Source organism: Brevibacillus sp. AG162, from assembly GCF_006715575.1.
GTDB classification, from domain to species: domain Bacteria; phylum Bacillota; class Bacilli; order Brevibacillales; family Brevibacillaceae; genus Brevibacillus; species Brevibacillus brevis.
Window position 1 is genome coordinate 508206 of the sequence record NZ_VFNO01000004.1, and the last position, 23051, is coordinate 531256.

20 protein-coding genes and 1 rRNA gene are annotated in these 23051 nt (G+C 49.7%); 20 read left to right on the forward strand and 1 reads right to left on the reverse strand.

The genetic code is table 11. The features are described 5' to 3' along the window. Positions 1 to 30: 30 nt before the first annotated feature. Positions 31 to 963 carry a flagellar hook assembly protein FlgD gene (locus FB479_RS16160; protein WP_142065970.1) on the reverse strand — a complete coding sequence of 311 codons (933 nt, stop codon included), beginning with the start codon at positions 961 to 963 and terminating at the stop codon, positions 31 to 33. Between the two features lie 180 nt (positions 964 to 1143). Between FB479_RS16160 and uvrB the strand changes: the two genes are divergently transcribed. From uvrB to FB479_RS16265, 20 genes are all read left to right on the forward strand, one after another. Next, complete coding sequence (gene uvrB / locus FB479_RS16165; RefSeq protein WP_106656796.1) at positions 1144 to 3120, forward strand: excinuclease ABC subunit UvrB; 1977 nt, start codon at positions 1144 to 1146, stop codon at positions 3118 to 3120. 15 nt (positions 3121 to 3135) lie between these two features. Beyond that, positions 3136 to 6003: an excinuclease ABC subunit UvrA gene (uvrA, locus tag FB479_RS16170; protein WP_106656795.1), complete on the forward strand. Its 2868-nt coding sequence runs from the start codon at positions 3136 to 3138 to the stop codon at positions 6001 to 6003. A 66-nt stretch (positions 6004 to 6069) separates the two neighbouring features. After that, entirely contained in the window at positions 6070 to 6699 is a 630-nt protein-coding gene (locus FB479_RS16175) for an HD domain-containing protein (protein WP_106656794.1), read from the forward strand. 40 nt (positions 6700 to 6739) lie between these two features. Further along, entirely contained in the window at positions 6740 to 7108 is a 369-nt protein-coding gene (locus FB479_RS16180) for a phage holin family protein (protein WP_142065971.1), read from the forward strand. Between the two features lie 154 nt (positions 7109 to 7262). Beyond that, on the forward strand, positions 7263 to 8198 hold the full coding sequence (hprK, locus tag FB479_RS16185) for an HPr(Ser) kinase/phosphatase (protein ID WP_007718288.1): 936 nt from the start codon (positions 7263 to 7265) through the stop codon (positions 8196 to 8198). A 15-nt stretch (positions 8199 to 8213) separates the two neighbouring features. Continuing rightward, positions 8214 to 8717 carry an acyltransferase gene (locus FB479_RS16190; RefSeq protein ID WP_047069713.1) on the forward strand — a complete coding sequence of 168 codons (504 nt, stop codon included), beginning with the start codon at positions 8214 to 8216 and terminating at the stop codon, positions 8715 to 8717. Positions 8718 to 8898: 181 nt separating this feature from the next. Beyond that, a complete protein-coding gene (locus FB479_RS16195) occupies positions 8899 to 10074 on the forward strand; it encodes an ATP phosphoribosyltransferase regulatory subunit (RefSeq protein ID WP_142065972.1) in 1176 nt (391 codons plus the stop codon). Positions 10075 to 10077: 3 nt separating this feature from the next. After that, a complete protein-coding gene (gene hisG / locus FB479_RS16200) occupies positions 10078 to 10725 on the forward strand; it encodes an ATP phosphoribosyltransferase (protein WP_142065973.1) in 648 nt (215 codons plus the stop codon). A gap of 20 nt (positions 10726 to 10745) precedes the next feature. Beyond that, a complete protein-coding gene (gene hisD / locus FB479_RS16205) occupies positions 10746 to 12044 on the forward strand; it encodes a histidinol dehydrogenase (protein ID WP_142065974.1) in 1299 nt (432 codons plus the stop codon). Next, the gene (gene hisB / locus FB479_RS16210) at positions 12041 to 12640 is read left to right on the forward strand and encodes an imidazoleglycerol-phosphate dehydratase HisB (protein ID WP_142065975.1); all 600 of its coding nucleotides are present in this window, start codon (positions 12041 to 12043) and stop codon (positions 12638 to 12640) included. Before hisD ends, hisB begins: the two co-directional genes overlap by 4 nt. Position 12641: 1 nt before the next feature. Further along, positions 12642 to 13256 carry an imidazole glycerol phosphate synthase subunit HisH gene (gene hisH, locus FB479_RS16215; RefSeq protein ID WP_142065976.1) on the forward strand — a complete coding sequence of 205 codons (615 nt, stop codon included), beginning with the start codon at positions 12642 to 12644 and terminating at the stop codon, positions 13254 to 13256. Continuing rightward, the gene (gene hisA, locus FB479_RS16220; RefSeq protein WP_142065977.1) at positions 13253 to 14002 is read left to right on the forward strand and encodes a 1-(5-phosphoribosyl)-5-[(5-phosphoribosylamino)methylideneamino]imidazole-4-carboxamide isomerase; all 750 of its coding nucleotides are present in this window, start codon (positions 13253 to 13255) and stop codon (positions 14000 to 14002) included. The genes hisH and hisA overlap by 4 nt, the downstream gene beginning before the upstream one ends. Next, the gene (gene hisF, locus FB479_RS16225; RefSeq protein ID WP_017252223.1) at positions 13992 to 14750 is read left to right on the forward strand and encodes an imidazole glycerol phosphate synthase subunit HisF; all 759 of its coding nucleotides are present in this window, start codon (positions 13992 to 13994) and stop codon (positions 14748 to 14750) included. Before hisA ends, hisF begins: the two co-directional genes overlap by 11 nt. Continuing rightward, complete coding sequence (gene hisIE, locus FB479_RS16230) at positions 14747 to 15391, forward strand: bifunctional phosphoribosyl-AMP cyclohydrolase/phosphoribosyl-ATP diphosphatase HisIE (RefSeq protein ID WP_106656788.1); 645 nt, start codon at positions 14747 to 14749, stop codon at positions 15389 to 15391. Before hisF ends, hisIE begins: the two co-directional genes overlap by 4 nt. 245 nt (positions 15392 to 15636) lie before the next feature. Continuing rightward, positions 15637 to 17568: a transporter substrate-binding domain-containing protein gene (locus FB479_RS16240; protein ID WP_255438413.1), complete on the forward strand. Its 1932-nt coding sequence runs from the start codon at positions 15637 to 15639 to the stop codon at positions 17566 to 17568. Next, entirely contained in the window at positions 17543 to 18910 is a 1368-nt protein-coding gene (locus tag FB479_RS16245) for a sigma-54-dependent transcriptional regulator (protein ID WP_142065979.1), read from the forward strand. Before FB479_RS16240 ends, FB479_RS16245 begins: the two co-directional genes overlap by 26 nt. Before the next feature lie 183 nt (positions 18911 to 19093). Further along, positions 19094 to 20092 (forward strand): TAXI family TRAP transporter solute-binding subunit, encoded by a 999-nt coding sequence (locus FB479_RS16250; RefSeq protein ID WP_255438414.1) that lies wholly within the window; start codon positions 19094 to 19096, stop codon positions 20090 to 20092. 37 nt (positions 20093 to 20129) lie between these two features. After that, positions 20130 to 20654 carry a DUF1850 domain-containing protein gene (locus FB479_RS16255; RefSeq protein WP_142065980.1) on the forward strand — a complete coding sequence of 175 codons (525 nt, stop codon included), beginning with the start codon at positions 20130 to 20132 and terminating at the stop codon, positions 20652 to 20654. Then, a complete protein-coding gene (locus FB479_RS16260; protein ID WP_142065981.1) occupies positions 20655 to 22622 on the forward strand; it encodes a TRAP transporter permease in 1968 nt (655 codons plus the stop codon). A gap of 340 nt (positions 22623 to 22962) precedes the next feature. Continuing rightward, positions 22963 to 23051, forward strand: a 16S ribosomal RNA gene (locus FB479_RS16265); the annotation flags it as partial.

The window sequence follows — 23051 nt, forward strand, 5'->3', positions numbered from 1 at the left end:
TTTGGAGAGTTGCGGCTTTTAACTATGCTTCTAGGCAGTTGCTTCGAATCCTGTGATTTGATTGAGAGCGACTTTTTTATCATCCTGCAGGACGAATTCGACTACTCCGTTTTTCATGCTGACAGCCTTGACCACTCCGGTAAGAGGCGTATTGGTAGTGGTGCCGTCCGGATTCGTTGAAGACTGGTTGTACGTGATGTTGTAGCCGATCATTTGCGCGTAGGCAAGAGAGTTGCCCATTGTTCTGTTTTCAGGTTTCACCGTCATGCCTACGATTTCTTCGGCTTTTACGGTTGATCCATTATCCAGTTGGAATTGTGCGGTACCGTTTTTGGTGGTAAAGCCAGTGATGACGCCATTCAAGATTTCATCAACTTTGGAAACGTCGTGTGTGGTAGCTGGATTGCCATCCCGGTCGACTTCCTTGGTTACTTTATAGGAAATCTCTCGACCGATCATTTCCATGTACTTCACGCTGTTATCAAGCGTATTGCCAGCCAAACCTTGCGATTCCAGTCCGGAGACGTCTGCCAGCGGAATCGGTGTCGATTCGCCTGCGATACGGAAGTAGATTTTGCCTTGATCCATGTAGACGGCATCAAGTACGCCTTCTTTCTGCTCCGTCGAAGTTTCTCCCGTCATCTCGTCTTTTGTAGTAAGGGAATACGAGGCTGTACGACCTACCAGCTTTTCATACTTTTCCAAAGTGACCATGCTGTTGTTCGATTGCTCCATCAGCGTGGTCATTTTTGTGATTTTTTCTACCATGGTCAGCATACTTGTTTGCTGGATGAACTGAGAGTTGTCCATTGGGGACATAGGGTCTTGATGCTTTAACTGCTCCAGCATGAGCTTCATAAAGGCATTTTGGTCGAGCTCGGTGGAGAATTCCTTTTTGCCTTTATAGCTCATATGCGGTTGTATATAAGGGTTATTTTTGACGGTTGTTCCGGTATCTGACATGTCAATCCTCCCTGAAGGTGGCGAGTCTATCTGCGTATGTTTGTTCTTCCTTCATCTTATATCGGAGAAATCGGCGGGAAGATGAAGACAAACATTTGTTCGAATTTTGGGCTTAAACTAGCCGGAATTGTGTTATAATGGAAGTAGAAACAGTCATGCTATGAGGAGATGAACGAGGGAATGGAGCGTTTTGAATTGGTATCGGAGTTTCAACCGTCCGGTGACCAGCCGACCGCCATTGCCGAGCTGGTGGCAGGGTTAAAGGCTGGAAAGCGACACCAGACATTGCTGGGTGCGACGGGAACGGGAAAGACTTATACGGCTGCCCAGGTAATTGCTCAGGTGAACAGGCCAACACTCGTGATGGCACACAACAAAACTCTGGCAGCTCAGCTTTGTGCAGAGTTTAAGGAGTTTTTCCCGAACAACGCGGTGGAATACTTCGTCAGCTACTACGATTACTATCAACCCGAAGCATACATTCCCCAATCGGATACGTTTATTGAAAAAGACTCGAGCATTAACGACGAGATCGACAAGCTCCGTCACTCGGCTACCAGTGCTTTGTTCGAACGTCGAGATGTCATCATTGTTGCCTCCGTCTCCTGCATTTACGGATTAGGTTCACCAGAAGAGTACCGTGAATTGCTCTTGTCTTTGCGTGTTGGCATGGAAACAGGACGGGACGAGATTTTGCATCGTCTGGTCGATATCCAGTACACACGCAACGACATCAACTTCACGCGCGGTACGTTCCGTGTGCGGGGTGACGTCGTGGAGATTTTCCCTGCCTCAGAGAGTGAGCAGGCGATTCGCGTTGAGTTTTTTGGAGATGAAATAGAGCGGATTACTTCGATTGACGTACTGACCGGCGAGATTTTGGGACAGCGTGATCACATTGCTATTTTCCCTAAATCTCACTACGTCACGCGCGAAGAGAAAATGAAGCTGGCTGTCCAAAGCATCGAGGCCGAGCTGGAAGAAAGATTGAAAGAATTCCGTGATGCGGGCAAGCTCTTGGAAGCACAGCGACTCGAGCAACGTACACGGTACGATATTGAGATGATGCTGGAGATGGGCTTTTGCTCCGGTATCGAAAACTACTCGCGCCATCTGACAGGACTGCCTGCCGGGCATGCTCCGTATACCTTGCTGGATTACTTTCCAGAAGATTTTATCGTCATGATGGATGAGTCGCATATGACCTTGCCGCAGGTTCGGGGGATGTATAACGGTGACCGCGCACGGAAGGATGTACTGGTCGATCACGGATTCCGTCTGCCTTCTGCGCGCGATAACCGTCCACTCAAGTTCGAGGAGTTTGAAGCAAAGCTGAAACAAGCGATCTATATTTCAGCTACGCCTGGTCCTTATGAGCTGGAGCACAGCCCGGAAATGGTGCAGCAGGTGATTCGTCCGACAGGCTTGATTGACCCAACGGTTACGGTACGTCCGATCAAGGGACAGATAGACGATTTGATTGGCGAAATTCAAGCCACGATTGCGAAAAATGAGCGAGTTCTCGTCACGACTCTGACGAAGAAAATGTCTGAGGATTTGACGGACTATCTGAAAGAAATCGGAATCAAGGTCCGCTATCTTCACTCGGATATTAAAACGATTGAGCGGATGCAGATTTTACGTTCATTGCGCTTGGGCGAGTTTGATGTGCTGGTCGGGATTAACCTCTTGCGGGAAGGTCTAGACTTGCCGGAGGTATCGCTTGTGGCGATTTTGGATGCAGACAAGGAAGGCTTCCTGCGCAATGAGCGCTCTCTGATTCAGACGATCGGTCGGGCTGCGCGGAACGCAGAGGGACGCGTTATCATGTACGCGGACAAAATGACAGATTCGATGACCTCTGCGATTCGAGAGACAGAACGTCGTCGTTCCATTCAGATGGCTTACAATGAAAAGCACGGCATCACGCCGCAAACCGTGAAAAAGTCCGTCCGCGAAGTGATCGAGGCGACCAAGGTAGCGGAGGAAAAAGCAGATTACTTGCCACATGCAGACTTCAAGAAAATGCCGAAGAAGGATCGCGTGGCTGTCATAGAACGTATGGAAGAAGAAATGAAGGAAGCGGCACGCAACCTCATGTTCGAGCGTGCGGCCGAATTGCGTGATTTGATTCTTGAACTGAAGGCGGAACTCTAAGGAGAGGTTTTTTTCATGCCATTAGAACATATTGTCGTAAAGGGTGCACGTGCCCACAACCTGAAAAATGTTGATGTAGTCATTCCGAGGGACAAATTCGTCGTTTTGACGGGTTTGTCTGGCTCGGGTAAGTCCTCGCTCGCTTTTGACACGATTTACGCAGAGGGACAACGACGCTATGTCGAGTCTCTGTCTGCATACGCCCGTCAATTTCTCGGGCAGATGGACAAGCCGGACGTGGATTCGATTGAGGGACTTTCCCCTGCGATCTCGATTGACCAGAAAACGACGAGCCGCAACCCTCGCTCCACGGTAGGGACGGTTACGGAAATCTACGACTATTTGCGCCTTTTGTATGCGCGTGTCGGTAGAGCGGTTTGCCCGGAGCATGGTATCGAGATCCAATCCCAGACCATTGAACAAATGGTTGATCGACTATTGGAGTATCCTGAGCGCACGAGAATGCAGATTCTAGCTCCCATGGTACAAGGTCGTAAGGGAGAGCACGTCAAGCTGCTCGAGGACATCCGCAAGCAAGGCTTCGTCCGTGTGCGGGTCAATGGTGAAATTACCGATTTGTCCGAAGACATCAAGCTGGAAAAGAACAAGAAGCATAACATTGAGGTTGTCGTTGACCGGATTGTCGTAAAGCCGGATGTACAGTCTCGTCTGGCAGACTCCTTGGAAACGGCACTTCGTTTAGCAGATGGCAAGGTCATCGTCGATGTGATGGAGCAAGAAGAGCTGCTGTTCAGTGAAAAGCATGCTTGCCCGGTATGCGGATTCTCCATCGGAGAGCTGGAGCCGCGGATTTTCTCCTTTAACAGCCCGTTTGGTGCTTGCTCGGAGTGCGACGGATTGGGTGTCAAGCTGGAGGTAGACCCGGATATGGTCGTTCCCGATGCGACGAAGACGCTCGATGACGGGGCGATTGGCGCATGGGAGCCGAAGACTTCTACTTACTATCAACAATTGCTGGAATCGGCTTGTCGCCACTTTAACATTCGGATGGATGTGCCATATGAGGAGCTCACGGCAGCGCACCGACAAATCTTGATGTACGGCAGTGAAGGCGAAAAAATTCACTTCCGTTATGAGAACGAGTTCGGGCAAGTGCGCGAGGCAGTCGTACCGTTCGAGGGTGTCGTCATCAACCTGCAACGACGTCATCTGGAGACCAGCTCGGATTACATCCGCGAGCAAATCGAAGGATTTATGAGCCAAAAGGCGTGTCCTGTCTGCAAAGGCCAACGTTTGCGTCAGGAGAGCTTGGCGGTAAAGGTCGGGGAGCGGAGCATTTCCGAGCTGACTACGCTGTCGATTCTCGATGCACATCAGTTTGTCGATGGGCTGGAACTGACAGAGCGGGAAACGAAGATCGCGAACCTGATCGTAAAAGAAATCAAGGCGCGACTGAACTTCTTGATTGATGTCGGACTGGATTACCTGACACTGAGCCGGGCGGCGGGAACACTGTCCGGGGGAGAAGCGCAGCGGATTCGATTGGCTACACAGATCGGTTCTAGCCTGATGGGCGTTCTCTACATTTTGGATGAGCCGAGTATCGGATTGCATCAGCGGGATAACGCCCGTCTGATCAAGACGTTGGAGCATATGACCAAGCTGGGGAATACATTGATCGTCGTCGAGCATGACGAGGATACGATGATGGCCTGCGATTATATTATCGATATTGGACCGGGCGCTGGCATACATGGCGGTCAAATCGTAGCGGCAGGAACCCCGGAAGAAGTCATGAAGGACCCTAACTCCTTGACGGGTGCTTATTTGAGCGGGCGTAAATTCATCCCCGTACCGATGGAGCGTCGCAAGCCTTCGGACAAATGGATCAAGATTGAGGGCGCGAAGGAAAACAACCTGAAAAACGTCACTGCGAAGCTTCCTCTAGGCGTTTTTGTTGCCGTAACAGGTGTATCTGGCTCAGGAAAAAGTACGCTGATCAATGAAATTTTGCAAAAGACACTGGCTCGTGATTTGAATAAGGCAAAGGTGAAGCCAGGTGAGCATCGTCGCATCCTGGGACTGGAGCATCTGGATAAGGTGATCGACATCGATCAATCTCCAATTGGTCGTACACCACGTTCCAATCCGGCGACGTATACAGGTGTTTTTGACGACATTCGCGACCTGTTTGCTTCCACCAATGAAGCCAAAGTGCGCGGCTATAAAAAAGGACGCTTCAGCTTTAACGTCAAGGGCGGCCGTTGTGAAGCGTGCAGCGGTGATGGGATCATTAAAATCGAGATGCACTTTTTGCCGGATGTGTATGTGCCTTGCGAAGTTTGCCATGGCAAGCGCTACAACCGCGAGACGCTCGATGTGAAATACAAAGGCAAGAGCATTGCTGATGTCTTGGAAATGACGATCGAGGATGGGGTAGAGTTTTTCCGCAATCTGCCGAAGATTGAGCGCAAGCTGCAGACCATCGTCGACGTAGGACTGGGATATATGAAGCTTGGACAGCCTGCTACCACGCTCTCTGGCGGTGAAGCACAACGCGTCAAGCTGGCCTCCGAGCTGTATCGACGCAGCACTGGACGTACCTTGTACATTTTGGATGAACCGACAACCGGTCTGCATACAGATGATATCGATCGTTTGCTGAAGGTACTGCAACGATTGGTAGAAAACGGCGATACAGTGCTGGTCATCGAGCACAATCTGGATGTCATCAAAACGGTGGATTACATCGTGGATTTGGGGCCGGAGGGTGGTACCCGTGGCGGAGAAATTGTCGGAACGGGAACACCGGAAGAAGTGGCAAAAATGGAAGGCTCTTATACGGGTATCTATTTGAAGCCGATTTTGGAACGTGATAGAGAACGGACGAATGCCAAGCTAGAGCAATTCGTTTCGAAGTAATCGAGAGACAGCCTCCCTGATTCAGGGGGGCATCTTTGCTAGGTGGACGCAAAGGGGGAGGAAAAGATGGATTACGTGAAGGATTCTCTTGCCGCACTACCTGCCGATCTGGTGGCAGAAGCACAGAGGTGCTTTGATGGACAAGATCCTGCTCACGATTGGCAGCATAATTTGCGTGTGATGGCGATGTGTGAGCGAATTGGCCGCGAGGAAGGGGCAGATATGGAAGTGCTGCGCCTCGCTGCTTTGCTGCATGATATCGGGAGAGCAGAAGAACGGCAAACAGGTGAGTGCCATGCCGAAATCAGCGCGAGACTAGCAGGAGAATGGCTCTCCGAACGCAGTATGACGGAAGCATTCATCTCACGTGTACAGTCTGCCATTCTCGCCCATCGTTTTCGCAAAGACCGACCTCCACATTCCTTGGAAGAAAAGATCCTGTTTGATGCTGACAAGCTGGATTCGATTGGGGCTATTGGAGTGGCTCGGGTTTTTGCTTATACTGGGGTTATTGGGCAGCCCATACAATCGGATGACCCGAATCAGCATACACCTTATAAAGAATACACGTGGAAGCTGCAACGCATCAAAGACAAGCTCTTCACCAAGACTGCCCAGAAAATCGCCGAAGACAGGCATCGATTTATGACAACGTTTTTTGAGCAATGGGAATGGGAAGTAACGGGGATTCGTTAATCGTTGCGCGAAGGCAAGACTGTTACAGGGGGAATGCACCATGAGCCGCTGGATAATCAAAATGCTTTTAAATGGGGCTGCGCTGCTTTTGATCAGCAATTGGTTCCATTCCATTTATGTCGCGAATTTCACAGTAGCACTATGGGCTACGTTGATTTTGGGGATGGTCAACACAGTGATTCGACCGATTCTGCTGTTTTTTACTTTTCCCTTGCAAGTATTGACGATCGGATTGTTCTGGTTTGTCATTAATGCCGTGACGTTTGCGTTGACTGCCTACTTTATTGATGGATTTGAAGTGGGGCCATGGCCTGACAACATTGGTACTGTCATCGTGGCTGCAGCACTGATGAGTATTTTTGGCTACCTCATTGAAGTGGTGGTAGGGACGAAAAAAGAAAAGAGGTAGTATATTCGAAAAAGCCCCGTATTCTCTCAAACGAGTCGCGGGGCTTTTGCCTAAAAAGATGCGAGGTCTTATTAGGTTGTCGTAAGTACAGAGGTTTCGATACAATAGAGACACAACCATAGGGACGGAAAATCCCATGTGAGGGGGAAGCTTCATGCGTAAGACGAATGTGAGCCATTTAGTGGACCATTTCAATATGACGATCTTGAGCGGGGAAGAGGGCTTGGGGCGTGAGATTACCGTAACGGATTTGAGTCGTCCCGGCCTGCAATTAGCCGGTTACTATTCATACTATGCGGAAGAGCGGATTCAATTGTTCGGCTTGACGGAAATCAACTTTTTTCAAACGCTGACTCCAGAGGAACGTCTGGAACGGATGAATTTTCTCATGCAAAGCCAGGTTCCTTGCTTCTGTGTGACCCGTAATCAGATGGTGCCTGAAGAGATGATTGACGTTTCCAATCGGTTGGGGGTACCTGTCCTTCAGTCCCCGCTGGCAACGACGACGCTAGTCGGGAAAGTGACCAACTTCCTGGAGAATCGTCTTGCACCAACGACGACGATTCATGGGGTGCTCACAGACATTTACGGCGTCGGCGTTTTGATTATGGGATCGAGCGGGATCGGGAAGAGCGAGGCTGCACTTGAGCTTGTAAAGCGCGGACACCGACTCGTAGCAGATGACGCAGTGGAGATTAAGCAGACTCAGGGCGGACAGCTAAGCGGTAGCGCTCCTGAGCTGATTCAGCATCTCTTGGAAATCCGCGGTGTGGGGATTATCAACATTATGACGATGTTTGGTGCAGGTGCCGTGCGCAATGTGAAAAACATCGAGATGGTTGTTCAGCTAGAACTGTGGGAGCCTCATAAAATGTACGAGCGGTTGGGGCTCGATGAGGAAACATTGAAGATCATGGATACCGAAATTCCGATTATTACCGTTCCTGTTCGACCAGGACGAAACTTGGCAGTCATCATTGAGGTTGCAGCGATGAACTTCCGTTTGAAACGGATGGGTTACAACGCAGCGATGCACTTCACACGTAAACAGTCGAATGCCATTTTGGAAGATGCCGATTCTGACTTGTAGGAGAAAGAGACGCATATGAGGAAGACAACACGTTATCCCGTAAATGGGGTAAACCCGCTTTGGCACATGTATCGAACGGTAAGCTTCTGGAAAGTCATGAAAAATTTCATCGTCATCCAACTTTCGCGATATACGCCGATCGTTTCGTGGAAGAACTGGATGTACCGCACATTTTTGCGTATGGAAGTAGGGCAGCATAGTGCGGTTGCGTTGATGGTGATGATGGATATCATGTTTCCCGAGAAAATCAAGATCGGTCGTAATTGCGTGATCGGGTACAATACGACCATACTTGCCCATGAATATTTGATAGATGAATACCGCTTGGGAGAAGTGATTATTGAGGATGCTGTCTTGGTGGGGGCCAACACTACCATTTTGCCGGGAGTAACAATTGGCAAAGGGGCCATTGTCGCAGCGGGTACGGTTGTTCATAAAGATGTCCCGCCTGGTGCCTTTGTAGGTGGGAATCCCATGCAGCTCATTCGAACAAAAGCTTCAGAAGAAGAAGGCATGTAGCGCCTCTTCCCTTTTGATCAGCCGTCAGGTGTTTATCCTGGCGGTTGTTTGTTTTGGGTGAAATTTTCCGACTATTCTCATCTTGGTTGACCTAAGATTCTCGACGTGGTAATCTTCTTCATAATACTTTAGTTTATTACCATATTAGCAGAGTAAAGCGAATGTGATGGAGGGAACAAGGATGGCAAAGCCGTTGGGATTCGAAAAGCCGCTCGGGATGCGGGATATACTGCCGGAATCACTGGCGAAACAACGGCACTTGGAGCGGGAGCTGCGGCAGTGTATCGAGAGATGGGGCTATGAGGAAATATCCACACCCTCTCTGGAGTACTTCGACACGGTAGGAGCAGCAAGTGCGACACTCACAGACCGGATGTTTCGCCTCCTGGATAAACAAGGCCACACCGTAGTCCTGCGTCCGGATATGACGACGCCAATTGCGAGGGTTGTTTCCTCCCTATATAAAGATGTTCCATTGCCGATTCGGTTGTATTACCAGGCAAATGTGTTTCGGGCACAAGAAAAGGAAGCGGGACGGAATGCAGAGTTTTCACAAACCGGAATCGAGCTGATTGGAGATGCGTCTGTCGATGCGGATGCGGAAGCCATTGCGCTTGCTGTGTTTTGCTTGCGGGCAGCGGGTGTGGAGACGTTTCGCATTGCCATTGGGCATGTCGATTTTGTCGACGGTCTTTTGGAGGAAGAGATTGAGGATGGGCATGTTCGCAATCAATTCCGCCAGTTTTTGTACGAGCGGGACTTCGTTGGCTTCCGGCAGCTACTCGCGACAGTAGACATCCCTATGGAGGCAAAAAGTCGATTGGAATCCTTGTTGCGCCTGCAAGGGGGAAAAGGGAAGATTGAGGTCGCCCGCGAACTGGCAGGCAACGGAAAGGCACGGAGGGCAGTCGAGACGATTGCTTCCTTGTGGGAGTCATTAGAAGCCTACGGGGTGACGGAAGATTTGTTGATCGATTTCAATCTGATCATCAATTTGAACTACTATACAGGCGTCGTTTTCGAAGGATACGCCGCAGATTTGGGCTCTCCGCTTTTGGGCGGGGGACGCTACGATCAATTGCTCTCCCAATTTGGGCGTGCTGCATCCGCCACAGGCTTTGCGATCAAGATGGATCGGCTGCTTCAGGTCACTCCTTTTGTAAAAAGGCAAGCATCTGCGCGAGTTTTGCTTGTTTACACGGAGGATTGCCGCAGCGCCGCTTTGGCAGAGGCACAGCAATTGCGTGAAGACGGGCTCGTAGTAGTGACACGTCTCGTTTCCAGAAGCGATGAGAAACAGGTTGGACAAGAAGCGGGATATACCAAGGTCATTTGCATGACACAACAGGAGGAGTAGGAGATGGCACTCACGAAAAACGACCAAAAGCTGACGATCGCCATGCCAAAAGGGCGGATTTTTGAAGAGGCCGTCCACTTCCTCCAGCAAGCTGGCTTGCGGGTCACTGCGGATCTACAAGATTCTCGTAAACTGATCATCCCTGTGGAAAATGCCAAGCTTGAATTCATTATGGCAAAGCCTACCGATGTTCCTACTTATGTAGAGTATGGGGTGGCTGACGTTGGCGTGGTCGGCAAGGATGTTTTATTGGAAGAAGAACGAGATGTTTACGAGCTGTTGGATTTGCATATCGGCTATTGTCGCATGATGGTAGCGGGTCTGCCAAATTGGAAACCGACGGAAGCACTGCGTGTTGCGACGAAATATCCGAAGATTGCGTCACGTTATTTTCGTGAGCAGGGACAGCAGGTTGAGGTAATCAAGCTGAATGGTTCAGTAGAGCTTGCACCGATGATTGGACTGGCTGATCGTATTGTGGATATTGTCTCAACAGGCAGGACATTACGGGAAAATGGATTGGTCGAACTGGAGAGCATCTGTGAAATTACGACGAGACTGATTGCCAATCGAGCCAGCTATCGGATGAAAAGTGAAGCGGTGGACGAGATTGCCGGAAAATTTTTAGAGGTCATTCCTCGCGGGAACTAGAGAAAGAAGGGGAGACAGCTATGCGTATCATGTCAGCCAGCCAGTATGACGGAAAACGATCGGTAGACGCAGGGACGAGAGAACAGCAAGAAGCGGTGAAGGCGATCCTCACCTCGGTTCGCCAGCAAGGGGACGAAGCGCTGCGCTATTACACGGAACGATTTGATCGTGTGCTTCTGCAAAACTTCCGCGTGAGCGAAGGCGAATTTGCTGAAGCAAGTGAGCTCGTTTCTCCACATGTCAAAGCAGCATTGGAAGAAGCAGCCGAAAATATTCGGGCGTTTCACGAGCGACAAGTGCGTCAGTCCTGGTTTACCACCAAAGAGAGTGGCACATTGCTGGGCCAGCTGATACGTCCATTGCAGCGCGTTGGATTGTATGTACCAGGAGGAACGGCAGCTTATCCTTCCAGTGTATTGATGAATGCCATCCCTGCCAAAATCGCAGGTGTTCCACAAGTCGTCATTACGACACCACCAGGAGCGGATGGGAAAATCAATCCGGCGATCCTCGTGGCGGCCCAAATTGCAGGTGTGACCGAGATATACAAGGTAGGCGGAGCACAGGCGATTGCGGCACTGACCTACGGAACGGAGCAAATCAAAGCGGTTGATAAAATCGTTGGCCCCGGCAATATTTTCGTGGCACTGGCAAAGCGAGAAGTATTCGGATTGGTCAGTATCGACATGGTGGCAGGGCCTAGTGAAATAGCGGTGATCGCAGATGAAACGGCCAACCCGCAATACGTCGCGGCAGACCTGCTGTCTCAGGCCGAGCATGACCCGATGTCAGCCGCTATATTGGTTACGACATCACAATCGTTGGCGGAGCAGGTGTCACAGGAAGTCGAGCGACAGCTTGCCGATCTTCCGCGCAAATCGATTGCAGAAGCGGCGATACGCGACTACGGCGTTATTTTACTCGTCGACGATTTGGACGAAGGCTTTGCCGTCATCAACTGTATCGCACCCGAGCATTTGGAAATCATGGTGGCGGAGTCGTTTGAGTATCTCGGCAAAGTGGAAAATGCAGGGGCAATTTTCCTCGGCCCATACAGCTCAGAGCCAGTCGGTGATTATTTTGCCGGTACCAATCATGTGATTCCTACGAATGGAACGGCGCGATTTTCCTCGCCATTATCCGTCGATGATTTTATCAAGAAGTCGAGTGTTGTTTCCTACAGCAAGCGAGATTTGCGAGACAATGGACATAAAATTGTGACACTGGCCGAGCAGGAAGGATTGTCTGGGCACGGTCGAGCGATCCTTGCGCGATTGCGAGATTTTGAGACCGAAGAGCAGGAGAGTGAAAAGAGATGAGTGAAGGGAAACAACGTGCAGCACAGATCGAACGCAATACGAATGAGACGCAGATCGCGCTTTCCTTTGGGGTAGACGGCGCGGGTGAGAGCAAGCAGAATTCGGGTGTTCCATTTCTGGATCACATGCTAGACCTGTTTACCCGACATGGACATTTTGATCTGACTGTCAAGGCAAAGGGAGATATCGAAATCGACTATCACCACACGGTGGAGGATATCGGGATTTGTCTTGGGCATGCTCTGCGGGAAGCGTTGGGAGACAAGAAAAGCATCAAGCGTTATGGAAATGCGTTTGTCCCCATGGATGACGCGCTCGCGCAGGTCGTGATTGACATCAGCAATCGCCCTCATCTGGAATATCGCGCTGCGTACCCCACAAATATGGTTGGTCAGTTTCCGACGGAGCTGGTGCACGAATTTTTATGGAAACTCGCACTGGAGGCGCGGATCAATCTGCATGTGATCCTGCACTACGGTCACAATACGCACCACATGATCGAGGCGATTTTCAAAGCGCTGGGCCGTGCACTGGATGAAGCGACGACGATCGATCCGCGTGTAAAAGGGGTCCCGTCAACAAAAGGGGTTTTGTAACATGATCGGCATCATCGATTACGGCATGGGGAATTTGTACAGCTTGAGCAAGGCGTTGGAAAGGCTGGGCTATTCGTATGAGTTCGTATCGCAGGCAGAGCGTCTGCAAGAATATAGCGGGTTGATTTTGCCGGGAGTTGGGGCGTTCGGGGATGCTATCGCCAACATACGTGAGCTTGGATTAGAGCAAGCAATCAAGGGATACGCAGTATCTGGTCGTCCGATCTTGGGCATTTGTCTCGGCATGCAGCTTTTATTTGAGAAAAGTGCGGAGCATGGCGCGCATACGGGCTTGGGACTGCTCGGTGGTGAGGTCGTTCGTTTTCACGGGGATTACAAGGTACCGCACATGGGCTGGAACCAACTGATGATAAAGCAAAAGCAACCGTTACTAAACGGTGTGCAGGATGGCGATTACGTCTATTTTGTCCATTCGTATCATGTCTTGTGCGAGTCTGATGTCTTGCTTGCGACGAGTGACTATCACCAGGAGGTCACAGCCATTGTGAATCGTGACAACGTATACGGTATGCAGTTTCACCCGGAAAAGAGCGGAGAGACAGGAATGCTGCTGCTGCGCAACTTTGCCGTTCAATGCGAGGGGGTTTTGACATGAGCTTTATCGTTTATCCGGCGATCGATATTCGCGGGGGCAAGTGCGTTCGACTTTTCCAAGGAGATTACGGGCAAGAGACAGTGTACGCTGATTCACCGCTCGCGATGGCGAAGCGCTGGGTAGAGCAAGGCGCGTCCTGGGTTCATCTCGTAGATTTGGACGGGGCAAAGGAAGGCAAGCCTGCAAATGCAGCGCTCATCAAGGAGATAGCGCGCTCGATCCCTGTACCCGTGCAGGTAGGAGGCGGTATTCGAACTGAAGAGCAGATCGCGGACTATTTGGAAGCGGGTGTCGCGCGCGTGATCGTCGGGACTGCTGCTATCGAAGACGAGCCTTTTACGAAGCGGATTCTTCAAAGCTATGGGGACAAAATCGCGATTGGTCTGGACTGCCGGAATGGGCTGGTGGCTACCAGAGGTTGGTTGACCACGACAGATGTGCAAGCGACAGAGCTTGCCAAGCGGTTGGTTACGTATGGCGCCGAGACGTTTATTTACACCGATATCGCCCGTGATGGCACGATGACAGGACCCAATGTAGAAGAAATTGCAGCGTTGGCGACGGCTACAGGTAAATCGGTGATTGCCTCGGGAGGCGTCAGCCAACTGGACGACTTGTTGACGCTGGCTGCCCATGCTTCGGACGGAGTCTCTGGCGCCATTGTTGGCAAAGCACTCTACACGGACGCTTTTACATTGGAAGAAGCGCTCCAACGTATGGAGGGGCGTGAATCGCATGCTGGCTAAACGAATCATCCCGTGTCTCGATGTAAAAGACGGACGGGTGGTAAAAGGCGTGCAGTTCGTCGGACTTCGCGATGCAGGAGACCCGGTTGAACTGGCAAAAAAATATAGCGAAGAGAGAGCGGACGAGCTGATCTTTCTCGATATTTCTGCGTCCCACGAAGGGCGCAAGACGATGGTGGATGTCATAGAAAAAACGGCTGCAAACATTACGATTCCTTTCACGGTGGGTGGTGGCATTAACAGCGTAGACGATATGAAAAGGATATTGCGTGCGGGTGCGGACAAAATCTCGTTGAATACAGCGGCTGTTTTGCGTCCGGAATTGATCCGCGAGGGAGCGACGGTCTTCGGCTCACAATGTATCGTCGTGGCGATCGACGCGAGAAGTGTTGGGGAAGATCGCTGGGAAGTGTATACCCACGGTGGACGGAATGCGACGGGGAGAGACGTCATCCGTTGGGCACAGGAGGCAGAAGCGCTCGGAGCGGGTGAAATCCTTTTGACCAGCATGGACGACGATGGAGAAAAGAAAGGCTTTGGACTCGAATTGACCAAGCGAGTATCAGAAGCGGTTGGAATTCCGGTCATTGCTTCTGGGGGAGCGGGCTCGAGGGAGCATTTTTACGATGTGCTGACGCAAGGAAAGGCAGATGCCGCGCTGGCCGCTTCCATTTTTCACTATGACGAAACGTCGATTCACTCGGTGAAAGAGTATTTGCAAACCAAAGGAGTTGTCGTACGACCATGACAGGAGCAGAAGCGTTTGCAGTGGAAAAATTGCGTTTTGACGAAAAGGGCTTGATCCCTGTCATCGTGCAGGATGCCGGAAGCAAGACAGTCTTGACGCTTGCCTATATGAATGAAGAATCGCTACAAAAGTCATTGGCGACCAAAGAAACATGGTTTTGGAGCCGTTCCCGACAACAATTGTGGCACAAGGGTGAGACTTCGGGTCATATACAGCGGATCGTCTCTATGCGGTATGATTGCGACGGAGATGCACTGGTTGTGATGGTCGAGCCGAATGGGCCTGCTTGTCATACGGGAGCTTACAGCTGTTTCTCGCAGGAAGTTCTCTCGCATACAGATGGTGAGCCGGTACAAGCAGATCGGTTTGCGATCCTGGGCGAGCTCGAAGAACTGATTGCTGCGCGGGAGGCAGAGCGCCCGGAAGGCTCCTACACCACGTACTTGTTCGAAAAAGGCGTAGACAAAATCCTGAAAAAGGTCGGGGAAGAGACTGCCGAGGTCATTATTGCCGCGAAAAATCGAAGTCGTGAGGAACTGCGGTACGAGGCATCTGATTTGATCTTTCACTTGATGGTTCTGTTACGGGAGCAAAAGCTGCCGCTGGATGAAGTACTGACGGAGCTTCAAAGGCGTCGTTAACAGATAAAGTAATAACCACCTCTGTTTCCAGAGCGTGGTTTTTTTGTTAGAATAATCGGTATCTTATTGCGAGAGGTGTGGTGACCATGAACAAATTCAATCTCACTTCACTTGCAGCTGGATACGACGGGCAGTATTACGACACCATCATGATAGGTCTACTGCGCGAAGAGTTTTACCAGCAAGCAAAGAAATAGATCTCTGTTTATTTTTCACTAGCGGCATTTGCATAAGGAGGGATGGATTTGGGTTACAAAAGAGGGCATTGGCTTCTCTTCTTGCTTTTCTTGATCGGTTTTTTTCCCGAGATGGTCAAAGCGGAGGAGAAGATCGTACGGGTTGCCTTTGACAAATCTCTCCCCCCTTTTTCCTCGATGGAACCAGATGGAGAGTTTACGGGTTTTACGATTGATCTCATCAGGGCGATTGCAAGCCAAAATGACTGGAAGCTGGAATACGTGCCGCTGGAATGGGAAGAGGCAGTTGGTGCTTTACATGCAGGTAAGGTGGACGTGCTGTTGGGAATGAAGTACACCAATCGATACGATCAAGTATTTGATTTTAGTGAGTCGTTTTTTACGATGTCTGAGGTGCTGCTCGTCCCGCGTGATGATCAAGGGATATACACCTTGAACCAGCTGTCGGAAAAGGTAGTGGCTGTACAGCGGGCCCACACGAGCATGGATTTGCTCGAAAGTGTCAGAAGAGTGAAAATGATCGTTTCATTCAGTCAACTAGAGGCGTTGGCGAATCTGACGCGCGGGCGTGCTGATGCGTTCCTCGGAAATCGCTGGACGGCGGAGTATATTTTGCGCAAAGAGAATCGTTGGGAAGACTATTCGATGCGCTCTGGACTCATTAATCCGACTGATTACGCATTCGCCGTGAGAGAAGGACATTCGGAGCTGTTGGACAAGCTCAATGAGGGTCTGAATCAGCTCTATCGTGATGGAACCTATACGCGCTTGTACAGTCACTATTTTGAACCGTATTCGCCTCATTTAACGGATTGGTGGCGGAAGCTGGTCATCGGATTGCTACTCGTTTTGGCAGTTGGGATCGTATCTTTGCTCACCTTTTTTCTGTGGAACAAAAGGCTGCAGGCAGAAGTGAAAAGACGGACGGCAGAATTGGCTGACGTGATGGTTTTTCAGCGGAAGGTGCTGGATCATACAGATAGTGCGATTTTATCACTCGACACCCAAGGGTACATCACATTGGTCAACCAAGTGGCGATCACCATATTCCCCATACAGAAAGAAATGTTGGGACGCCATATCCTCGATGTCCTTCCACAACTGCCGTGGGATGCATGCTGTTTGGATCGCAGCCGTCAATATGAGGGTGAAATCCATGATGAGCGATCCTTTGTTTTTCATTATTATGTAGCCCCCTTTCTCAACGCCATGTCCGAGCATGTGGGGTGGATTGTCACTGTCCAGGATCGAACCGAACAAAAAAGAATGCAGACAAGACTGATCTCTCAAGAGAAGATGCACGCATTGGGGCAATTAGTGGCGGGAATCGCACATGAGTTGCGCAATCCGTTGACAGCGGTAAAAACATTCATTGAGCTATTGCCCAAAAAGGTGGATGACCCGCGCTTTCGCTCTGAATTGCTTCGCTTTGTGCCCGAGGAATTGGAGAGGATGAATCGCATTGTCGAGGAACTGCTTGATTATTCCCGTTCCAAGCCACTTCTCATTGAGAGCACGAGCGTGGCAGACTTGGTCTATTCGGTCGTCGGACTGTTTGTCCGTCGATTTGAGAGTGAACAGGTGAATATTGTCGTAGATATCTCCGATCAGCTGGAACTACAGGTAGATCGGGGCAGAATCAAGCAGGTGCTGATCAACCTGATGCTCAATGCGCTGGAGGCGATGGCGGGGAGCACTGAAAAGCAGTTGCAGATAAAGGCTGGCAAGAAGAGAGACGGTGTATGGATCACGATCTCAGACACGGGTGAAGGCATGCAAAAAGAACAGCAGTCGCGCCTGTTCGAACCGTTTTATACAACGAAGTCGCAAGGGATTGGCCTCGGCTTGTACGTAAGTCAAAAAATAATGCGTGAACACAGCGGACAGTTGGAGGTAAGCAGTGTTACGCGAGTAGGTACGACATTTACACTGCGTTTTGGACAGGAGGATCACGATGCAGAAGCTGTTGATCGTCGATGATGAACCTTCTATTTGCGTATCGTTGTCGTTTGCGTTAGAGGATGACTACCATATATGGACGGCGAACGATGCTGAGGCGGCCAGGGCAATCGTCCAGGCAGAAGCAATTGATTGTGTGCTTCTGGACCAGAGTCTGGGAACTGCCAGTGGTTTGGCGTTGCTGCCCCACTTAAAGGCGACACGTCCACAGATCACCGTCATTATGATGACGGCATATGGCACGATCGAGTCCTCTGTAGCAGCGATGAAGGCAGGGGCCTATCATTATTTAACCAAGCCTTTGCATTTGGAAGAGGTCAAGCTCTTGCTGAATAAAGCGATGGAGCATCAGTATTTGCAGCGACAAGTACAAACTTTACGCGAGCAAATTCAGCAAAAGCAATCGTACGCAGGCATTCTCGGCAAAAGTCCGCGAATGGAAAAGCTGTTTCACTTGATCGAAAAGGTAAAGGATATCTCTTCCAGCATTTTAATCACAGGGGAGAGCGGTACGGGAAAGGAGCTAGTGGCTCGGGCGATTCATCATGAGGGGAACCGCAGGCATGCTCCTTTTTCTGTCATTAACTGTGCGGCAATCCCTGAAGCCTTGCTGGAAAGTGAGCTGTTTGGATATGAAAAAGGGACGTTTACCGGAGCCTATCAAAGTAAAAAGGGATTGTTCGAACGTTCGCACGGCGGAACGGTCTTTCTCGATGAAATAGGCGAAATGCCGCTTTCTCTGCAAGCGAAGCTGCTTCGTGTCATTCAGGAAAAGCGGGTTACTCCTTTAGGGGGATACGAAGCCAAAGAAGTTGATATTCGGATTATTGCGGCTACCAACCGGCAGATGGAAGCTGAAGTGGCAAGGGGAGCGTTTCGCGAGGATCTGTTTTATCGCCTTAATGTCATTCCCATTCGTACACCACCTCTGCGTGATAGAACTGAAGATATTCCGTTGCTGCTTGAACATTTTCTCCAGCGCATGGCTGCGGAAATGGGGAAAGGACCGAAGTCGTTAACACCGGAAGCGAGAAAATGGCTGTACGCGTATACGTTCCCAGGCAATGTACGTGAGCTGGCGAATATTGTGGAATATGCCGTGGCACTTTCCCAAGGGGACAAGCTGACTATGGAGGATTTTCCTCCCACACTGATTGAACGCCGGAGTAATGTAAGATCTGTTCAGTCGAATAAAGACGGGCTGACGATTCCCGAGGGCATCTCGTTGGAGGAAGTGGAGCGGCGATTCATTCTGTATACGCTGGAAAAAAACGATGGTCATCGGAAAAAGACAGCTGATCAACTGGGAATCAGTGAGCGAGGCTTACGGCAAAAGCTGAAACAGTACTTCGAGAAAGAATAGAGGGGCATCCGGCAAAAAATTCCGTATGGACGGGACTTTTTTGCCGGATTTTTGTTACAGCGAGCTAGATGTACCGTAAAAAGGACGGGTACGCTTGGCTAATCCATGTTGGCATAAGAGTTGCTACTAACAGATAAATGAAAGCGGTTCCGTTTTTGCGTAAATAGAAGGGGGTATTTGAAGATGATACGTAACAAAATGCTAGCGATTTTGACTTCCGCTCTGCTTGTTCTTACGGTAACAGCATGTGGGGGGCAGTCAGCCGCGCCCGGTGCAGCATCAGGAAATGGCGGTGCCACTGAACAAAATTTTCTCACGATAGCAACAGGCGGTAGTTCAGGGCCTTACTACACGCTAGGTGGTGCCATGGCGAAAATTTACAAGGATAAGCTCGGGTACAATGCCTCTGTTCAGTCCACGGGAGCGTCTGTTGAAAACATTAACCTGATCAAAACGAAAAAGGCCGATGTGGCATTTGTCATGTCAGATGTAACGACTTTTGCTTATGCGGGTCAGGAAAATTTCAAGGAGGGCGGGGCTATCAAAGACCTGCGTACCCTAGCTGGCCTGTACCTTAATTACGTGCAGATCGTGACGCTGAAGGATAGAAATATTAAATCAGTAGCTGATTTGAAAGGAAAACGGGTTGGGGTCGGAGCTCCTAACTCTGGTGTCGAAGTAAATGCACGCATGGTGCTCGCTGGTCATGGAATTACGTACGACGATATCAAGGCGGATTTCCTGTCATACGCTGAAGCGATCGAGCAGTTGAAAAACAACACGATTGACGCTGCTTTTGTAACCTCTGGATTGCCGAATTCGGCTGTCATCGATCTGGGAACCACGAAGGACGTGGAAATCGTGCCGATTCAAAAGGCTGATGTAGACAAGATGGCTCAGCAGTATCCGTTCTTTGTTTCGGCAGAGATTCCGGCTGGTGTGTACAAGAATAACCAACCGGTTCAGACAGCGGCGATTCGCAATATACTGCTCGTACGCAGTGATTTGTCTGAGGAACAGGTGTACAAGCTGACGAAAACATTCTTCGAAGAAATGGAAACATTGAAATCCGCACATAGTGCCGCCAAGGAAGTGGATGTAAAAGAGGCCGGGAAAAACTTGGTTGTTCCCCTTCATCCTGGTGCAGAAAAGTACTACAAGGAAGTCGGCGCATTGAACTGATAGATGCTTTTGCTGGAGGAAAACGGGGGTAAGGAAGATGCAAATCTGGAAAAAATGGCGAATCCGCTTACTCCTAGTGCTGACGATGGGGCTCATGATAATCGGGCCCCAACCGTATTTGGAATTACGTGATTTTCATCGACAAGAGAGGATTGGCGTGGTGCCAGTCAGCTTGCAGGACCGTTTTCAGATAGAGTGGATTCATTCCGTGGAACTGACCCCGTGGAGAGAGACGTATCGGGTAGTGGGATTCTCCGGGATGGAATTGGCCGAGACTTCTTTTCGGTCATTTGGTGCAGGAGTCCCGGCCAATTTCTCAGATCGACCAAATGTCCACGTATCCATCGATGACGGCTGGATCACGGTTTCAGGGCTGCAAGAGCAGCGCGACCGTGTCTTGTATTTGATTACCCGTAGTGACTACATGCTCACCGTACGAGATCAGACATGGCCACTAGCTTCTTTTATGCCTCTTGGCACGTCGCTAGAGCTGTCGATCCGATGGTTTCCGTGGTGGTTTCGCTACATCTACAGCCTGGAGAAAAAGGAGAGGAATGCATAGATGGATGCACAAGTGAAACTGCCTGATGCGGAGGAAATCAAAATCAATGAAGATAAGGCACAAGCTATTTTACAAGAATACGACAAAGAATCCGGGTATCGTGTTTTTCATCAAAAGTGGCTGCGCATCCTCGTATCCGTCGTAGCTGTTGCTTTTGCCCTGTATCATATGTATGCGGTGTATGTCGTTCCTTTTGTGACGTTACAGCATCGTTCACTCCATGTCGCTGTTGTATTATGCCTGATCTTTTTGTTATACCCCGGTTGGAAAAAGGCTTCCCGCAAATCGTTGTCTTTGCTGGATGGCGCGTTGGCGATTGTTGCGCTCGGTACTGCCGGATACATTTTTGTTTATTATATGGAGATCGTGAATCGGGGAGGGATTCCTTCTACTCTTGATGTCGTTTTTGCCGCGATCACATGTATTCTGGTGCTGGAAGCTTCTCGTCGAGTAGCAGGGTGGGAACTCACGGCGATGGCTTTGATTTTTGTGATTTATGCCTACATCGGGCCATATTTGCCTGGGGATTTTGGACATCGAGGGTATACGATCAGTGATATCGTCAATTACATGTATGTCACGACAGAAGGTATTTTCGGTGATGCAACAGCAGTATCTGCTTCTTTTATTATTTTGTTCATTATCTTTGGTGCCTTTTTATCGAAATCAGGGATGGGAACGTTGTTTAATGATCTCTCTCTGTCTCTTGCAGGAAACTCGAAGGGGGGACCCGCAAAGGTAGGTGTGATCGCGAGTGCGGTTCATGGCTCCATCAATGGTTCAGCTGTGGCAAGTGTGGTGACGACAGGCTCGTTTACGATTCCCATGATGAAACGTGTTGGGTATAAGCCCGAGTTTGCGGCGGGGGTTGAAGCAACCGCAGCAGTAGGGGGGCAAATTTTGCCGCCGATCATGGGGGCTGCTGCTTTTATTATGGCTGAAACTCTGGGGGTTCCTTATATTTCGATCGCGATTGCTGCTCTTATTCCAGCGATTATGTATTATTTCGGATTACTCGTTCAGGTTCATTTGCGTGCGGATCGTGACAATCTACAAGGGTTAAGTAAAAGTGAATTGCCGAAAATTCATGACGTACTTCGCGAGCGGGGGCATCTGTTATTGCCGCTCATTCTGCTGGTTGTGCTGTTGATGATGGGATATTCGCCAACGTTGGTAGCTGTGTTTACCATTATCGCTACCATCGTGATTGCTGCGTTTCGCAAGTCTAGCAGAATGAATTTCCGCGATATTTTGCAAGCACTGGAGAGTGGGGTGCGAGATTCGCTCGGAGTAGCGGTAGCTTGTGCGGCTGTTGGAATTACGGTAGGGGTATTCAGCCTGACAGGATTAGGCTTGAAGCTTGCTAATATTATTTTGATGATGGGCTCCGGAAGCTTGTTTATGACTTTGTTGTTTACGATGATTGCTTCTATCATTTTGGGGCTGGGTCTTCCCTCTATTCCTTGCTATATCATTACAGCTACGATGGCGGCACCTGCGCTCGCTACCTATGGAATCGATCCACTTGCTGCTCATCTATTCGTCTTTTACTTTGGGGCGATTGCCAATCTGACACCGCCGATTGCTCTGGCGGCCTTTGCGGGGGCAGGGATTGCAGGCTCAGATCCCCAACGTACGGGCTGGGTTTCCTGCAAGCTGGCATTGGCCGGATTCATCGTTCCATTCATATTTATTTACAAACCAGCGATGCTCATACACGATGCCAATGTAGTCGATATCATCATTGCAACGGGAACAACTGCCTTAGCGGTTATGGCATTGGCTGCTGCAACGGAAGGATTTTTGTTCGCTCGTATTAACTGGTTGTTGAGACTCCTGTTAATTGCAGGCGGGCTCTTACTCATCTTCCCGGAATGGCTGGCGATGGGAGCAGGATTGGCTCTTATGGCTGGAGTAGGAATCTTTCAATATCTTAAGAAAAGAAACGGGTATGTAGTTCAAACTTGAATATAGTAGAGATATTTAATAGAAAGAGCGAGACGTGTTTCTCGCTCTTTTTCCTTTCGTATCGCGATATTTTAACTGTTTTTCGTTTTCTGATATAAAAACTTTTAAAATCACTCTTGATTTAGAGTTTTATATGTGATAGATTATTCCTTGTCGCCAAGAACGACGACAAAATACGAGAAAAGAAAACGAGATTCGATAAAAAACTTCTTGACTCGCAAATAACGAACGTGATAAGATATAAAACGTTCGACAAAAAATGCTCTTTGAAAACTGAACAGCGAAAGCGTTAATGAGTCTATCATTAAATGATTTGCCAGCTTTGAACCAGTAACAAACTTTATTGGAGAGTTTGATCCTGGCTCAGGACGAACGCTGGCGGCGTGCCTAATACATGCAAGTCGAGCGAGTCTCTTCGGAGGCTAGCGG

Coding starts and splice junctions, on each gene's coding strand:
- FB479_RS16160 (WP_142065970.1), bottom strand. CDS start 963: ATGTCAGATACCGGAACAACCGTCAAAAATAACCCTTATATACAACCG.
- uvrB (WP_106656796.1), top strand. CDS start 1,144: ATGGAGCGTTTTGAATTGGTATCGGAGTTTCAACCGTCCGGTGACCAG.
- uvrA (WP_106656795.1), top strand. CDS start 3,136: ATGCCATTAGAACATATTGTCGTAAAGGGTGCACGTGCCCACAACCTG.
- FB479_RS16175 (WP_106656794.1), top strand. CDS start 6,070: ATGGATTACGTGAAGGATTCTCTTGCCGCACTACCTGCCGATCTGGTG.
- FB479_RS16180 (WP_142065971.1), top strand. CDS start 6,740: ATGAGCCGCTGGATAATCAAAATGCTTTTAAATGGGGCTGCGCTGCTT.
- hprK (WP_007718288.1), top strand. CDS start 7,263: ATGCGTAAGACGAATGTGAGCCATTTAGTGGACCATTTCAATATGACG.
- FB479_RS16190 (WP_047069713.1), top strand. CDS start 8,214: ATGAGGAAGACAACACGTTATCCCGTAAATGGGGTAAACCCGCTTTGG.
- FB479_RS16195 (WP_142065972.1), top strand. CDS start 8,899: ATGGCAAAGCCGTTGGGATTCGAAAAGCCGCTCGGGATGCGGGATATA.
- hisG (WP_142065973.1), top strand. CDS start 10,078: ATGGCACTCACGAAAAACGACCAAAAGCTGACGATCGCCATGCCAAAA.
- hisD (WP_142065974.1), top strand. CDS start 10,746: ATGCGTATCATGTCAGCCAGCCAGTATGACGGAAAACGATCGGTAGAC.
- hisB (WP_142065975.1), top strand. CDS start 12,041: ATGAGTGAAGGGAAACAACGTGCAGCACAGATCGAACGCAATACGAAT.
- hisH (WP_142065976.1), top strand. CDS start 12,642: ATGATCGGCATCATCGATTACGGCATGGGGAATTTGTACAGCTTGAGC.
- hisA (WP_142065977.1), top strand. CDS start 13,253: ATGAGCTTTATCGTTTATCCGGCGATCGATATTCGCGGGGGCAAGTGC.
- hisF (WP_017252223.1), top strand. CDS start 13,992: ATGCTGGCTAAACGAATCATCCCGTGTCTCGATGTAAAAGACGGACGG.
- hisIE (WP_106656788.1), top strand. CDS start 14,747: ATGACAGGAGCAGAAGCGTTTGCAGTGGAAAAATTGCGTTTTGACGAA.
- FB479_RS16245 (WP_142065979.1), top strand. CDS start 17,543: ATGCAGAAGCTGTTGATCGTCGATGATGAACCTTCTATTTGCGTATCG.
- FB479_RS16250 (WP_255438414.1), top strand. CDS start 19,094: ATGATACGTAACAAAATGCTAGCGATTTTGACTTCCGCTCTGCTTGTT.
- FB479_RS16255 (WP_142065980.1), top strand. CDS start 20,130: ATGCAAATCTGGAAAAAATGGCGAATCCGCTTACTCCTAGTGCTGACG.
- FB479_RS16260 (WP_142065981.1), top strand. CDS start 20,655: ATGGATGCACAAGTGAAACTGCCTGATGCGGAGGAAATCAAAATCAAT.